This window comes from Clostridium sp. KLE 1755, assembly GCF_000466465.2.
Taxonomy (GTDB): Bacteria; Bacillota; Clostridia; order Lachnospirales; family Lachnospiraceae; genus Eisenbergiella; species Eisenbergiella porci.
Map to the genome: position 1 here is coordinate 1 of NZ_KE992692.1, position 15551 is coordinate 15551.

Below are 15551 nucleotides of genomic sequence, written 5' to 3' on the forward strand. Positions count from 1 at the left end.
CCGATCCCCCGCCCTTATCCCTTATCCCTTACATCTTTTTTGAAAGGAGCCCACCCCCATGAAAAGAATCTTCCTTTTCGTCCTTGACAGCGTAGGCATCGGCGCAGAACCCGACGCCCCCGAATACGGCGACGCCGGCACCAACACGCTCAAAAGCGCCGCCTCCAGCCCCTTTTTTCATATGCCCAACATGGAAAAGCTGGGACTCTTTAATATAGAAGGAATCGACTGGCATTCAGGCACAGATGCCCCCCTTGCCACAGTAGCCCGCATGCAGGAAGCCTCCAAAGGCAAAGACACCACCATCGGCCACTGGGAAATCGCAGGCATCTATTCAGGCCGTCCCCTTCCCACCTACCCTGACGGTTTTCCCGCAGAGCTTCTTGATGAATTCACCCGCCGTACCGGCCGCGGTATCCTCTGCAATAAGCCCTACTCAGGAACTGACGTAATCCGGGATTACGGAGACGAACACGTCAGGACCGGGAAGCTCATTGTCTACACCTCAGCCGACAGCGTGTTCCAGATAGCGGCCCATGAAGACATTGTCCCTCCCGAGACCCTCTACGAATACTGCCGCATTGCCCGCCAGATCCTCACCGGGGAACATGGTGTGGGCCGTGTCATCGCCCGCCCCTTTACCGGAAACAGCGGCAGCTATACCAGAACCACAGGCCGCCATGACTTTTCAATAGAGCCGCCGTCCGTGGATATGCTGGATCAGCTCAGGGACAACGGCAAAGACGTCATCGGCGTTGGCAAAATACACGACATTTTTGCAGGAAAAGGCCTTACCGAATATACCTACACCCAGGGAAACGAAGACGGCATCAACAAAACCCTTGCCTATATGGACAAAGAGTTTGAAGGCCTCTGCTTTATCAACCTGGTTGACTATGACATGCTTTACGGCCACCGCAACGACATTGACGGCTACGCCAGAGCCCTCACCTATTTTGATGAGCGCCTTCCCGAAATCCTCGGCAAAATGCAGGAGGACGATCTGCTCATGATCACAGCCGACCACGGCTGCGACCCCGGCTATACCGTCTCCACAGACCATTCCAGGGAATACACTCCCTTCCTTTTATATGGAAAGAGGATTGCGCCCCGCAACCTGGGAACCAGAAGCACCTTCGCGGACATCGGCGCCACGGTTCTTGATTATTTCGGAATCACCCCCGAATTTGAAGCAAAAAGCATGCTTCCCCACTAGCGCATGTCTGAAATTCATTCCCGCTGCCAGCATGCCTGTTCCGACTTGCCATGGAGGAATGATATACCGCATAAATAATGCCGGGATTTCCGGCTTAACATAACGTTTTGGAGGAAAGAAAAAAGTGAGCAACCTGACACAGGAAATCAACAGAAGAAGGACTTTTGCAATTATATCCCATCCCGATGCCGGAAAAACGACCCTGACCGAAAAATTCCTGCTCTACGGAGGAGCCATTAACCTGGCCGGAAGCGTAAAAGGCAAGGCAACCGCCAGACACGCTGTTTCCGACTGGATGGAAATAGAAAAGGAGAGAGGTATTTCCGTCACCTCCTCCGTATTACAGTTTGAATATGACGGATACTGCATCAATATTCTTGATACCCCCGGACACCAGGATTTCTCCGAGGACACCTACCGTACCCTGATGGCTGCGGATTCCGCCGTCATGGTAATTGACGGCTCCAAGGGTGTTGAGGCACAGACAAGAAAGCTTTTTAAGGTCTGCGTCATGCGTAAAATCCCCATCTTCACATTTATCAACAAAATGGACCGGGATGCCAATGATACCTTTGATCTTCTGGATGAAATCGAAAAAGAGCTGGGCATTGCAACCTGCCCCAAAAACTGGCCGATTGGATCAGGAAAAGGCTTCAAAGGAATTTTCGACCGGGATAAACGCTGTGTGATCATCTATTCCGATACGGAAAAAGGAACCAGGGAAGGCGAAGCCATGGAAATTCCTCTGGAGGAGGAAGACAGGCTCCGCGACTGCATCGGTCAGGAAGCAATGGACAAGCTGTTAGAGGAAATCGAGCTTCTTGACGGCGCCAGCGCGGAATTTGATTTGGAAGAAGTACAGAAGGGGGAACTGACCCCCGTATTTTTCGGATCAGCCCTGACCAACTTCGGTGTGGAAATCTTTTTGCAGCATTTCCTGGAAATGACCACCACCCCTCTCCCCAGAAGGGCGGATACGGGACTTATCGATCCTGTGGAAAATAATTTTTCCGCCTTTGTATTTAAAATCCAGGCCAATATGAATAAAGCCCACCGTGACAGAATCGCGTTCATGCGTATATGCTCCGGCAAGTTCGAGGCCAGCATGGAAGTAAAGCATGTGCAGGGCGGGAAGATAATGCGCCTTTCCCAGCCCCAGCAGATCATGGCCAGCGAACGGAAAATCCTGGAGGAAGCCTATGCCGGCGATATTATCGGCGTATTTGACCCCGGTATTTTTTCCATCGGGGATACCCTCTGCATGCCGAAGGAAAGCTTTGCCTACGAAGGCATTCCTACCTTTGCGCCAGAGCATTTTGCCAGGGTGCGCCAGGTGGATACCATGAAGCGGAAGCAGTTCGTGAAGGGAATTAACCAGATCGCCCAGGAAGGCGCCATCCAGATTTTTCAGGAATACAATACCGGTATGGAAGAGATTATTGTAGGCGTGGTAGGCGTCCTGCAGTTCGATGTGCTTAAATACCGGCTCAACAATGAATATAATGTGGAAATCAGGCTGGAACCCCTTCCCTATGAATATATCCGCTGGATAGAAAATAAGGACGAAATCGATTTGGACAAGCTGACCGGAACCTCCGACATGAAGAAGGTTAAGGATATGAGAGGCAACCCGCTGCTCCTTTTCGTAAATGAATGGAGCGTAGGGATGACATTAGACAGAAATAAAGGCCTGATTTTAACCGAATTCGGCCGCAACTGATAAAAAAGCAACGGCTTAAGACAGCCTGGGCAATTCTGCTATAAAAAGGACTACGGCACGACAAAACGCCAAAAAAGGGCGGAACGGGAAAGTGACAACAGCCAAAACGGCCACAATGGACAGGAGTCATGCAGTATGAAGAAATTTTCCAAAACCGTAGTAGTCATTCTGGTTCTTCTGATTCTTCTGACAGCCTATTGGGCATGGGAGGGCCGGCTTCCGGACCTTGCGTCCCTCAGAAAAGCGCAGCAGGAAACACAGATAGCCGGACAGGACGGGGAAACCCTCTCCCTTCAGGAATCCCGGCCGGACGGCGCATCCGGCGGACAAAACGCCGGAACAATGCAGGAAACCGCAGAACCTGAGCCCCAGGGAACGCAGGAAAACGGAACCGACCGGACTGCCGAGGGGGTGCGGCCTGCGCAGCCCGCTGAAACCGGCTATGCCTACAGCCTTCTGGACGAAGAAGAAAAATCCCTCTATCTCCAGATGCTGCAGTCCATCACAGGCTTCTCTCAGGAAACGGAGCTTACCACATTAAAGCCTGAACTGCTGGAGCCGGTTTTCAACAGTGTTTTAGCGGATCATCCCGAAATTTTTTACGTGGATGGGTATACTTATACCAAACACACCCTGGGAGAGGAAATCCATAAGATCACATTTACCGCCCGCTACACCCTGACGCAGGCGGAAGCCGAACAAAGAAAAAAAGGAATAGAAGCCTACATAGAAACCGCGCTTTCCGGCATACATAGCGGAATGGATGACTATCAGAAAATCAAGTACATCTACGATTACATGATAGAACATACGGATTACAGACTGGATTCCCCGGAAAACCAGACCGTCTGCTCCGTTTTCCTCTATGGAGAATCCGTCTGCCAGGGCTATGCAAAGGCATTCCAGCTCCTCTGCAGCCGCGTGGATATTCCGGCAGTGCTGGTTACCGGCGAAGTGAAGAACGGGGAAGCCCATGCCTGGGACCTGGTCCAATCCGACGGTGAATGGTATTATGCGGATCCCACATGGGGAGATGCCTTCTACCTCATGGGAGATGACGACCCCGCCTGGCAGGGCAAAAAACGCCCCAGCGTCAACTACGACTACCTCCTCGTCACCACACAGCAGCTCCTGCGCACCCATACCATAGACAACTTTTTCCCGCTGCCCGACTGCACTGCCATGAAGGACAACTATTACGTGCGGGAGAACGCCTACTTTGACACTGTGGACGAAGATAAACTCGCCCGGCTCTTCGCCCGGGGCTATGAAGAACAAAAGGGAATGGTAACCCTGAAATGCGCTGACGCCGATATCTACCGGCAAATGAAACAGAAGCTCCTGGATGACCAGGAAATTTTTACCTACCTGAAAAACGGCGGTTCATCCGCCGCCTACGTAGACACCCCGGAACAATACACTCTCAGCTTCTGGCTGGAATAACCGTAAGAAAGTGATCCAGGAGCGCCAAAATCCATTTCCAAAGACGATTTGGGACAGATTTTGACAGTAACTGTGAGGGAACCGGACAGTTACAAGCAAGCTACCCGCATAAAAAGACTTTGCAAAGATACAGGATTTTGTTATAATCAGTGTTATAGGAATAAAGGAGGCAGCCTTATGGAAAAAGATACAAGGAAAGACAGCAATAGAAATACATTTGTTCTGCAGGGAGATGACAGCATTGGCTCCGTGCAGATAGCGGACGAGGTTGTGGCCATGATCACATCCCTTGCGGCGACGGAAGTGGAAGGTGTGTCCGCCATGGCAGGCAATATTACCAATGAACTGATAGGAAAGGTCGGCGTGAAGAACCTGACCAAAGGCGTTAAAGTACAGGTGACGGGTAATACGGTGAAGGCGGATCTGGCGCTGTCTCTGGAATACGGCTACAACATTCCGGAAACCTGCTCAAAGGTACAGGAAAAGGTAAAGAATGCCATTGAGAATATGACAGGGCTTACAGTGACCGATGTAAATATCCGCATTGTCAATGTGAATATGGAGCCGGGCAACTGATACCGGAGGACGTGGCGGCCTGGATGTCCTAACTGCTGCGGATATTCGATAAATGCTTCCCGCAATCGCATGCCGGGCTCCGGCAGAAGAAAAGAGAGGGAATAACGGCAGGTGCCTTTCGGAATCCGAAAGGCACTTCCGGCATAAGTGCAGGGCGGCAGGAAGGCCTGCATATATATGCGGACGTACGGACAGGTATGGCCGCGCACTAGAGAAAGCCGGATAACGGCGGAATTGAGGAAACAATGGGCAGAAGAGAACAGAGGGAACAGATATTCAAGCTGCTGTTCCGTGTGGAATTCAATCAGAAGGAAGAGATGCCGGAGCAGTGCGCGCTTTTCTTTGAAGATGAGGAGAACGGCATCCCCGAGAAGGATATCGCCTATATCCAGGGGAAATTTGATAAAATCCAGGAAAAGCTTCCTGAAATTGATGAAATGATAAATACGACGGCCAGGGGCTGGACGACCTCCAGAATGGGGAAGGTGGATCTTACCATCATCCGCCTGGCTGTTTATGAGATTAAATTTGACGAAGAGGTGCCGGACAGCGTGGCAATTAACGAAGCCGTGGAGCTGGCCAAGAAATTTGGGCAGGATGAATCCTCCGGATTTGTAAACGGCGTGCTTGCCCGGTTTGTATAGAGGAAACCAAGTGAGAAATGTATATACTGTAGCGCAGGTGAATTCTTATATCAAGAACATGTTTTCACAGGATTTCATGCTGCAGAATATTTATGTCAAGGGAGAAGTGAGCAACTGCAAGTATCATTCTTCCGGGCATATTTATTTTACAATCAAGGATGCCAGGGGCACGATTGCCTGCGTCATGTTTGCGGGAAACCGCAGCGGCCTTAAATTCCGCATGGAAGAAGGCCAGCAGGTGGTAGTGGGCGGAAGCGTCGAGGTTTATGAACGGGATGGAAAATACCAGCTCTATGCCAGGGAGATTATCCTGGACGGAGCCGGTTATTTATATGAGAAATTTGAGCGGCTGAAAAAAGAACTGGCCCAGCGGGGGCTTTTTGCCCCGGAGTATAAACAGCCTGTGCCCAAATACATCAGGACCCTGGGGGTGGTAACAGCGCCTACCGGGGCAGCTGTGCAGGATATTATCAATATCACACGCCGGAGGAATCCGTATGTACGGATTATCCTCTACCCCGCAATCGTACAGGGAGAACAGGCGGCGGCCAGCATCATCCAGGGGATCCATGCGCTGGAGCAGCTGGGTGTGGATGTGATGATTGTGGGACGCGGCGGCGGATCCATTGAAGACCTGTGGGCCTTTAATGAAGAAGCCGTGGCCCAGGCCGTGTTTGACTGCAGCGTTCCCATTATTTCCGCAGTGGGACATGAGACGGATACGACAATTATTGATTTTGTATCGGATTTACGCGCGCCCACGCCTTCGGCGGCAGCGGAGTTGGCCGTATATGATGTCCGCCAGCTGGAAGCGGTGCTGGATTCCTGCAAAGGGGACTTAACCCGCAGGATGTTAACCCGCCTGGACAGGGAACGGTCCAGGGTGAAACAGGCGCAGACGAAGCTGCAGTACTTAAGCCCGGCCAGCCAGATCAGGGAAAAACGGACTCTTGCCATGCGCATGGAGGAACAGCTCTCGGCGCTGATGCAGCGTCATATCAGGGAAAAACGCTACCTGCTCGGCCTATATACGGAAAAGCTGAAGGGCCTTTCCCCTCTGGACAAGCTGAATCAGGGCTTTTCCTATGTGTCGGATGAGAAAGGGAAAACAGTATCCGATGTGGATCATGTCCGGGTAGGCGACCGTCTGACCGTTCATGTGAAAAACGGCCGGATAGAGGCCCAGGTGGTAGACAAGGAAAAATGGAAGCAGGAGAAAGGAGTATTGGAAGCATGAAACCGGAAGAGTTGAAGGATGAAAAACAGGAAGCCGGCCCTTCTTTGGAAGAGGCTTTTATCCTCCTTGACGATATTACCCGAACCCTTGAGGATGAGGAAATAACGCTGGAGGATTCCTTCCAGGCGTATAAAAAAGGAATGGATTTGCTGAAAATATGCAATGATAAGATAGATAAGGTGGAAAAGAAGGTAATGATGCTGAACGAGGAGGGCGGACTGGATGAATTTTGAAGCCGAGCTGCAGGAAAGAGTGTCGGGGATTGAAGCGATACTCAGACAATACCTTCCGGCAGAGGAAGGGTACCAGAAAACAGTGCTGGAAGCCATGAACTACAGTGTGCTTGCCGGCGGAAAGCGTCTGCGCCCCATGCTGATGCAGGAAGTCTTCCGGCTGTTTGGCGGAAAAGGCCGCCTGGTAGAGCCTTTTATGGCTGCAATTGAAATGATTCATACCTATTCCCTGGTGCATGACGATCTGCCCTGCATGGATAATGATGAATACCGGAGAGGCAGGAAGACCACCCATGCGGTTTATGGGGAAGGCATGGCTGTCCTGGCCGGAGACGCCCTTTTAAATTATGCCTTTGAAACCGCCTGTAAAGCCTTTAACATGCCGGAGGCCGGTCAGAGCATCGACGGACTTAACCGGTGCGCCAAAGCCATGTCCATTCTCGCGGGGAAGGCCGGAATTTACGGCATGATCGGCGGACAGACAGCGGATACGGAAGCGGAAGAGCTGCCGGAGGAGCAGGTGACACAGGAGCTTCTCCTTTTTATCCATGAAAATAAAACTGCGGCCCTGATCCAAAGCTCCATGATGATCGGCGCTGTCCTGGCCGGTGCTGCGGACGGGCAGCTTGAGGCGCTGGAACGGATAGGCTCCAATATCGGCCTTGCCTTCCAGATACAGGATGATATTCTGGATCTGACGAGCAGCCTGGAGGTTTTGGGCAAGCAGACCGGAAGCGATCTGAAAAACCATAAGGTAACCTATGTATCCCTGAACGGAATGGAGAAATCCGCAGAACAGGTGCGCAGGCTTTCCGAGGAAGCCATTGCCGGCCTGGCCTGCGTTGCAGCACAGGAAGGAATGCCGCAGGCAGATACACGGCGTAATGATTTCCTGGAAAAGCTGGTGGAAGATCTCATTACCAGAAAAAAATAGAAGGGGGCATCCTATTATGCTTCTCGATCAGATACAAAAAGAAAATGACATCAAAAATATAAACCCAAGGGACTATCAGGCGCTGGCGGCGGAAATCCGGGAGTTTCTCGTCAATAAAATAAGTGTGACGGGAGGCCATCTGGGATCCAACCTGGGCGCGGTGGAGCTTACCATGGCCCTTCACCTGGCCCTGAACCTTCCTGAGGATAAAATCATCTGGGATGTGGGACATCAGTCCTACACCCACAAGCTGCTCACCGGAAGGCGGGAGGGCTTTGAAACCCTGCGCAAGTACGGCGGCATGAGCGGCTTCCCCAAGCGGAAGGAAAGCGACTGTGACAGCTTTGATACGGGGCACAGCTCCACCTCCATCTCTGCGGGCCTGGGACTTGTCAAGGCCAGGGATCTCCAGGGGGAAAACCACACCATTGTTTCGGTAATCGGCGACGGCTCCCTCACGGGGGGCATGGCTTATGAAGCACTGAACAACGCGGCCCGGCTGGAAACGAATTTTATCATTATTTTAAATGACAACAACATGTCCATATCCGAAAATGTGGGCGGCGTATCCAAATATCTGAACAATATCCGTACCTCAAACGCCTATCTGGATGTGAAGGACGGCATCTACGACGCCATCCGCAACACCAAATACGGCGAACCGGTGGTTGCCGGCATCCGCCGCGCCAAGAACAGCTTAAAGCAGCTTGTAATCCCCGGCATGTTTTTTGAGGATATGGGCATTACCTATCTGGGGCCGGTGGACGGCCATGACACCAATTCCCTGATCCGCGTAATCAATGAGGCAAAACGCAGAAAAAATGCTGTCATGATCCATGTACTCACCAAAAAGGGCAAGGGCTATGCGCCGGCGGAGAACCATCCCGCCCGTTTTCATGGAGCGGAGCCCTTTGACGTTGCCACAGGCGTGCCGCTGAAGAAGAAAATGAAGGCCAATTATACGGATATTTTTTCCACAGTCATGATTAAGCAGGGCCAGCGGAATGAAAAAATAGTGGCGATTACGGCGGCCATGCCGGACGGAACCGGGCTGAAACGCTTCAGCCATGCCTATCCGGACCGCTTTTTTGATGTGGGGATTGCAGAACAGCATGCGGTGACCTTTGCCGCGGGGCTTGCTGCGGGAGGCCTGCGTCCGGTGGTGGCGGTTTATTCCTCTTTCCTGCAAAGGGCTTATGATCAGATTCTCCACGACGTCTGCATCCAGAATCTGCCGGTGGTATTTGCCATAGACAGAGCGGGGCTGGTGGGCAGCGACGGGGAAACCCATCAGGGTATTTTCGACCTGTCCTATCTGTCCTCCATTCCCAATATGCATATCATGGCGCCCAAGAATAAATGGGAGCTATCCGATATGCTGAAGTTTGCGGTGGCCTTCCAGGGGCCGATTGCGCTGCGTTATCCCAGAGGAGAGGCCTATGACGGCCTGTCCGGTTTCCGGGCTCCCATTGAATACGGCCGCAGCGAAATGATATATGAAGAAAAGGATATCGCCCTCCTGGCGGTGGGGAGCATGGTAAAAACAGGGGAAGAGGTCTATGGCAGCCTGAAAAGGCAGGGCCGGTTCTGTACCCTTGTTAACGCCAGGTTCGTAAAGCCCATTGATGAAGAAATGATCCGTAAGCTGTCCCATACCCACAGCCTGTTGGTTACTATGGAGGAAAATGTGGAAAGCGGCGGCTTCGGCGAGCGTGTCCGCACCTTTGTTGACGAGTGCGGCCTTAAGGTGCGCGTCCTCTCCATTGCCATTCCCGATGAGTATGTGGAGCACGGCAATGTGGAGCTTTTGAAGCAGGAAATAGGAATAGACAGTGAATCCATATTAAAAAGGATTCATGAAGAGTTAGGGGAGAACTGATGAAGGAACGATTGGATGTGCTTCTGGTAAAACAGGGGCTGGCGCCCTCCCGGGAAAAGGCGAAGGCCATCATCATGTCCGGCAATGTGTTTGTTGCCGGACAGCGGGAGGATAAGGCCGGCTCTGTTTTTGATGAGGCGGCAGTGATAACGGTAAAAGAAAATCCATTGAAATATGTGAGCAGAGGCGGTCTGAAGCTGGAGAAAGCCATGCAGTGCTTTCCCATCACCCTGGCCGGCAGCGTATGCATGGATATCGGCGCTTCCACCGGCGGCTTTACCGACTGCATGCTGCAAAGCGGGGCTGCTAAGGTATACTCCGTGGACGTGGGCCACGGACAGCTCGCCTGGAAGCTGAGGAATGATGAACGCGTGGTATGCATGGAAAAGACCAATTTCCGTTATATGGTGCCCTCGGATATTCAGGATGCACTGGATTTTGCCTCGGTGGACGTTTCCTTTATTTCCCTGACCAAAATACTGATTCCCGCCAGAAACCTGCTTAAAGAGAGCGGGCGCATGGTATGTCTTATCAAGCCCCAGTTTGAGGCGGGCAGGGATAAGGTGGGAAAAAAGGGAGTGGTACGGGAACCTGAGATACACCGGGAGGTCATTGCCAAGGTCATTGATTTTGCAGACCTTACCGGCTTCAGTGTACAGGGACTGACCTATTCTCCGGTGAAAGGGCCGGAAGGAAATATCGAGTATCTGGTTTTCCTGGAAAAAAAGACGGCGCTGCCGGAAGAAATCATCTCGCTTACGGAGCATGAAGCGGAACGCATGCTGGCCGGGGTGCAGGCGGAAGGCGCAGATCTGTGTGCAAAGCAGGAATGGAAGGAAAACATACGCAATATCGTGGAGCAGGCGCATGAGGCTCTGGAAAAGGATGGAAAACAGGGGTAACAGGAAATGGGTATAGGGTGCGGCAAACATTATATTATCATGACAAACAGACCGAAAGACCCGGGACTGAAGGTCACCTACTACATCCGTAAATATCTGGAGGAAAGAGGTGCCGCCTGCATAATTTGTGCGGATAACGAAACGGAGGAGCAGATCCGTCTGAAGGAAGGCGGGGATACATACCGTTCCGACTGCATGATCGTTCTGGGCGGGGACGGCACCATGCTCAAGGCGGCGCGGGAGACGGCGGCCAGCGGAATCCCCCTTCTGGGCGTAAACCTGGGCACTGTGGGATACCTTGCCGAGGTGGAGCCTTTAGCGCTTGATCTGGCGCTGGAAAAGCTTCTACGGGAGGAATATACCATTGAAGAACGCATGATGCTGTCGGGGCGGGTGCTCCGTGAGGACGGCAGCGGGGAAACGGCCCAGGTGCATGCGCTCAACGATGTGACCATCACAAGAAGAGGCCCGCTGCAGATCATACAGTTCCGTATCTGGGTAAACGGCCAGGTGCTAAACAGCTACGGTGCGGATGGCATTGTCATTGCAACTCCCACCGGCTCCACCGGCTACAATATGTCGGCCGGCGGCCCCATCGTGGAACCGGGAGCAAGTCTGATCCTCCTTACACCCATCTGTCCTCATACGTTGAATACCAGAAGCATAATTCTGCGGGCGGAGGACGAGGTTGTGGTGGAAATCGGTGAAAGGCAGTCCGGGCAGGAGCAGGAGGTAGAGGTGAACTTTGACGGCAGCCGCTGCCTGATCCTCAAATCCGGGGACCGGCTTAAGGTAACCCGCAGCGATAAGACCACCTCCATTATGAAATTGAGCGAACTGAGTTTCCTGGAGCGTTTACATAGAAAGATGAGTGAGTAGGCCGATGAAACAAAGCAGACATGAGAAAATTGTGGAATTAATAGAAAACAGTGAAATAGAGACCCAGGAAGAACTGGCGGACAGACTGCGGGAAGCCGGCTTTACGGTTACCCAGGCCACCGTTTCCAGGGATATCAGGCAGCTGCATTTATCCAAGGTCCCGGCGGGAAACGGCAGGCAGAAATACGTGGTGCTGCGTCAGGACGACAGCCATCTCTGGGATAAATATGTAAGAGTGCTCAGGGACGGCTTCGTTTCTATGGATATGGCTCAGAATATTCTCGTAATTAAGACGGTTTCCGGTATGGCCATGGCGGTGGCTGCGGCTGTGGACGCCATGAAATTCAGGGAAATCGTGGGAAGCATTGCAGGAGACGATACGATCATGATGGCGGTGCGCAGTGTGGAGGACACCAGAATCGTGATGGATAAAATCAGGGAAATCCTGGAAAAGTAAATGCGGCCGCAAGACAATGCCGGGCAGGAATGGGGAACCCGCCGGGAAGCGTTCGGAAGGAGCAATAGGAGAAGTAAAGATGTTAGTAAGCCTACATGTTAAAAATCTGGCATTGATTCAGGAGACCGAGGTGTATTTCGGGCCCCGTCTGAACATCCTGACAGGTGAAACCGGCGCAGGAAAATCCATCATTATAGGTTCTGTGGGGCTCGCGCTGGGAGGCCGGGGCGATCGCGATCTGATCAGGACAGGAGCCGATTATGCCCTGATCGAGCTGGTTTTCCATCTGGAAAAGGAAGGACAGCTGGAACGGGTGAAGAAGCTGGACATCCCGGTGGAAGAGGACGGCCTGGTCATTCTGCAGCGCCGTATCATGCCCCAGCGCAGTATCAGCAAGGTAAACGGCGAAACGGTGAATGCCAAGCTTTTGAAGGAGCTTTCCGGCGTCCTCATCGATATCCACGGACAGCATGATTCCCAGCAGCTGCTGCAGTCAAAAAAACATTTGGAAATTCTGGATGATTTTGCCGGGGAAGAAATTACCGGTATAAAAAAAGAAATAAAAGAGAAATATCATATTTACAGAAAACTTCAGGAACAGCTGAAGGAAACCAATCTGGATGAAAGGGAAAAGGAACGGGAGCTTTCCCTGGCCCGCTTTGAACTGGAAGAAATCGAAAGCGCTTCTTTAAAGGAAGGCGAGGATGAGGAGCTGGAAAACAGCTACCGGAAAATGAGTAACAGCCGCAAAATTGCGGAGGTGCTGAATAACGTACATTCCCTCACCGGCTATGAGTCGGACTGCGGCGCAGGCGGCGCTGCCGGACGCGCCCTTCGGGAACTGAACAGTGTAAGCGCCTTCGATACCTCCCTGGAGGAAATGGCAGGCATGCTGACGGATATCGACGGCCTGCTCAATGATTTCAACAGGATTGTATCCGATTACCTGTCCGATTTGGAGTTTGACCAGAACTTATTTTTACAGATTGAGGAACGGCTGAACATAATCAACCGGCTGAAGGATAAATATGGATCCACAATAGAAGAAATCTTTCAATACCAACAGCAGAAGCAGGAAGAGATGGAACGGCTCCTGGATGCCGATGCTTACCGGGAAAAACTGGAAAAGGAATTAAAGCTGGCCCGTGCCGGCCTGGAAAAGCTGTGCGCAAGGGCCACGAAAATCAGGAAAGACGCGGGCAAGAAGCTGTCTGCCCTGCTGATAGACGCCCTTTTGGACCTGAATTTCAACCAGGTGGATTTCAGCGTGGCTCTGGAGAAAAAGGAGGGCATTGGCCCCGACGGCTGGGACGATGCAGCCTTTATGATCTCCACCAATCCCGGCGAACCCCGCAGACCGCTTGCCAGCGTAGCCAGCGGCGGTGAGCTGTCGCGTATTATGCTGGCGTTAAAAACGGTTACGGCAGGCCAGGAAGATAAGGACACTTTTATTTTCGATGAAATAGACACCGGAATCAGCGGCAAAACCGCATGGAAGGTATCACAGAAGCTGGCGCTTCTTGGCAAAACCCGCCAGGTTATCTGCATTACCCACCTTCCACAGATTGCCGCCATGGCCGACAACCATTTTGTAATTGAAAAAAAATCCATGGAAGAAAGTACCGTTACCGCCATTGCCGAAATCCGCGGGGACGCTATTTTAGACGAGCTTGCCCGTATGCTTGGCTCAGATACCATTACGGAAAGCTCGCTCGCCAATGCCAGGGAATTGAAAGAAATGGCAGCAAATACAAAACAATACTAAATTATCTTGAACCATTTGTCACATACTAGAAAGGACGTACATGTAACGTGTATGTCCTTTTCTTTGTTTTACAGATGAAAAAAACTGTGACGCAAAGACACTGTACCTGCTTTAAGCGAAGTCTGATACCTGGCGGCAGGCTGCCTGGTATCTGCACCGGCCCTTCTGATGATGAAAAGATCCATCAGGCCGGCTGGCTTACTGCGGGAATATACGGCAGGAAGGATGTGGAAAATTGGAAAGAAGAGAAAAATACCGACTGTTTTTATATGTGCTGCTGATCGGCTCAATCACAGCTTTATTTATATGCTGGATGATTCTCATATGGGAAAAAATACCCGGCGCTATTCATATCCGGGCGGGTATCCGGCAGGATCTTGACCTTAATGTTCCGGTATCCGGAAAACTTTACAAAGCTCCGGCTGAAACAGAGGATGGAGCCATCCCCGTTACAGGCATGAATGCTGCGGTCGATGCCAGGGAGACGAAAACCCTCTCCGTGGACCTGGCGGAGCCTCTCACCCTCTATGCGGAGGACATTGAGACCTATACCATGGATCTGAAGCTGTTCGGCCTCATTCCTTTTAAAACGGTAAACGTTCAAGTAATCAACGACAAGACACTGATACCTGCGGGAATCCCCATCGGAATTTATGTAAAAACCGAAGGAATCCTGGTGATTGCCACAGGGGATTTTACCGGAGACGACGGACAGGCGAAGGAACCGGTGGGCCACCTTTTAAAGGAAGGAGACTATATCCTCAAGGTAAACGGACGGGAGGTAGAAGGGAAAGCCGCCTTTGTGCGGCAGATAGAAGAAAGCAATGGAGAGGAGCTGGTATTAACCATCCTCAGGGAAGACCAGGAATTTGACTTAAAGGTCAGGCCCGAACGCAACCAGGACGGAGAGTACAAGCTGGGCATTTGGATACGGGACAACGCCCAGGGCGTGGGGACGCTCACCTACCTGGATGAAAACAACTCTTTTGGGGCGCTGGGCCATGGAATCAACGATATGGACACAGCCACGCTTATGAATCTGAAAAACGGAAGCCTGTACACCACCGAGATTGTATCCATAACCAAAGGAGAGAACGGCACCCCGGGAGAGCTTACCGGAGTCATAGACTACAAGGAAAGCAACAAAATGGGAACAATCGAGGCCAACACCGTGGAAGGCATATTCGGGGAACTAAACGAATCCGCCGCCTCCCACATCACCACACAGGCCATGCCCATCGGCCTGAAACAGGAAGTAGACCTGGGCCCCGCCCAGATCCTCTGCAGCGTAGGAGGCGCCCCCCAGCTCTACGACGTAAAAATTACATCAGTCCACCTGGACCATGATAATATAAACAGAGGAATCGAACTGCAAATCACCGACAAAACCCTCCTGGAAACCACCGGAGGAATCGTCCAGGGGATGAGCGGAAGCCCAATAATACAAGACGGAAAACTAATAGGCGCCGTAACCCACGTCCTCGTCCAGGACCCCACAAGAGGATTTGGAATATTTATTGAAAACATGCTCCTCCAATGAGCCGTGCAAAATACAAGGGGATAGGCCCGTTTGAGCTAGCTCAAAAAGGAACTCTCCCCTTGTATTTTATGGGGCGAAGCCCCACAGCCTTGGAATTGCCCGCAATTCCAAGGCTGCCACGGCGGC

The 15551-nt window shown here is 51.9% G+C and carries 14 protein-coding genes; all 14 read left to right on the forward strand.

All coding sequences use genetic code 11. From position 1 onward, the window contains the following. The first annotated feature begins 58 nt into the window (after positions 1-58). The 14 genes from HMPREF1548_RS09315 to spoIVB all read left to right on the forward strand — a co-directional run bounded on the left by HMPREF1548_RS09315 (position 59) and on the right by spoIVB (position 15425). Positions 59-1216, forward strand: coding sequence for a phosphopentomutase (locus tag HMPREF1548_RS09315; protein WP_035321650.1), 1158 nt, complete (start codon positions 59-61; stop codon positions 1214-1216). Between the two features lie 124 nt (positions 1217-1340). Then, positions 1341-2936 (forward strand): peptide chain release factor 3, encoded by a 1596-nt coding sequence (locus tag HMPREF1548_RS09320; RefSeq protein WP_021635763.1) that lies wholly within the window; start codon positions 1341-1343, stop codon positions 2934-2936. Positions 2937-3071: 135 nt separating this feature from the next. Continuing rightward, positions 3072-4379, forward strand: a complete 1308-nt coding sequence (locus HMPREF1548_RS09325; RefSeq protein ID WP_021635764.1) for a transglutaminase domain-containing protein — start codon at positions 3072-3074, stop codon at positions 4377-4379. A 177-nt stretch (positions 4380-4556) separates the two neighbouring features. Then, entirely contained in the window at positions 4557-4955 is a 399-nt protein-coding gene (locus HMPREF1548_RS09330) for an Asp23/Gls24 family envelope stress response protein (protein WP_021635765.1), read from the forward strand. Between the two features lie 245 nt (positions 4956-5200). Further along, on the forward strand, positions 5201-5599 hold the full coding sequence (nusB, locus tag HMPREF1548_RS09335; RefSeq protein WP_021635767.1) for a transcription antitermination factor NusB: 399 nt from the start codon (positions 5201-5203) through the stop codon (positions 5597-5599). Between the two features lie 10 nt (positions 5600-5609). Next, complete coding sequence (gene xseA / locus HMPREF1548_RS09340; RefSeq protein ID WP_035321651.1) at positions 5610-6836, forward strand: exodeoxyribonuclease VII large subunit; 1227 nt, start codon at positions 5610-5612, stop codon at positions 6834-6836. Further along, on the forward strand, positions 6833-7069 hold the full coding sequence (xseB, locus tag HMPREF1548_RS09345; RefSeq protein ID WP_021635769.1) for an exodeoxyribonuclease VII small subunit: 237 nt from the start codon (positions 6833-6835) through the stop codon (positions 7067-7069). Before xseA ends, xseB begins: the two co-directional genes overlap by 4 nt. Continuing rightward, complete coding sequence (locus tag HMPREF1548_RS09350) at positions 7059-8003, forward strand: polyprenyl synthetase family protein (RefSeq protein WP_021635770.1); 945 nt, start codon at positions 7059-7061, stop codon at positions 8001-8003. The genes xseB and HMPREF1548_RS09350 overlap by 11 nt, the downstream gene beginning before the upstream one ends. Before the next feature lie 16 nt (positions 8004-8019). After that, the gene (gene dxs, locus HMPREF1548_RS09355; RefSeq protein WP_021635771.1) at positions 8020-9882 is read left to right on the forward strand and encodes a 1-deoxy-D-xylulose-5-phosphate synthase; all 1863 of its coding nucleotides are present in this window, start codon (positions 8020-8022) and stop codon (positions 9880-9882) included. Beyond that, positions 9882-10784 (forward strand): TlyA family RNA methyltransferase, encoded by a 903-nt coding sequence (locus tag HMPREF1548_RS09360; protein ID WP_021635772.1) that lies wholly within the window; start codon positions 9882-9884, stop codon positions 10782-10784. Before dxs ends, HMPREF1548_RS09360 begins: the two co-directional genes overlap by 1 nt. A 6-nt stretch (positions 10785-10790) precedes the next feature. Further along, the gene (locus HMPREF1548_RS09365; protein WP_021635773.1) at positions 10791-11663 is read left to right on the forward strand and encodes an NAD(+)/NADH kinase; all 873 of its coding nucleotides are present in this window, start codon (positions 10791-10793) and stop codon (positions 11661-11663) included. Positions 11664-11667: 4 nt separating this feature from the next. Continuing rightward, a complete protein-coding gene (gene argR / locus HMPREF1548_RS09370) occupies positions 11668-12120 on the forward strand; it encodes an arginine repressor (protein ID WP_021635774.1) in 453 nt (150 codons plus the stop codon). A 79-nt stretch (positions 12121-12199) separates the two neighbouring features. Further along, entirely contained in the window at positions 12200-13885 is a 1686-nt protein-coding gene (gene recN / locus HMPREF1548_RS09375; protein ID WP_035321653.1) for a DNA repair protein RecN, read from the forward strand. 235 nt (positions 13886-14120) lie between these two features. Further along, on the forward strand, positions 14121-15425 hold the full coding sequence (spoIVB, locus tag HMPREF1548_RS09385) for a SpoIVB peptidase (protein WP_286137908.1): 1305 nt from the start codon (positions 14121-14123) through the stop codon (positions 15423-15425). Positions 15426-15551 lie beyond the last annotated feature (126 nt).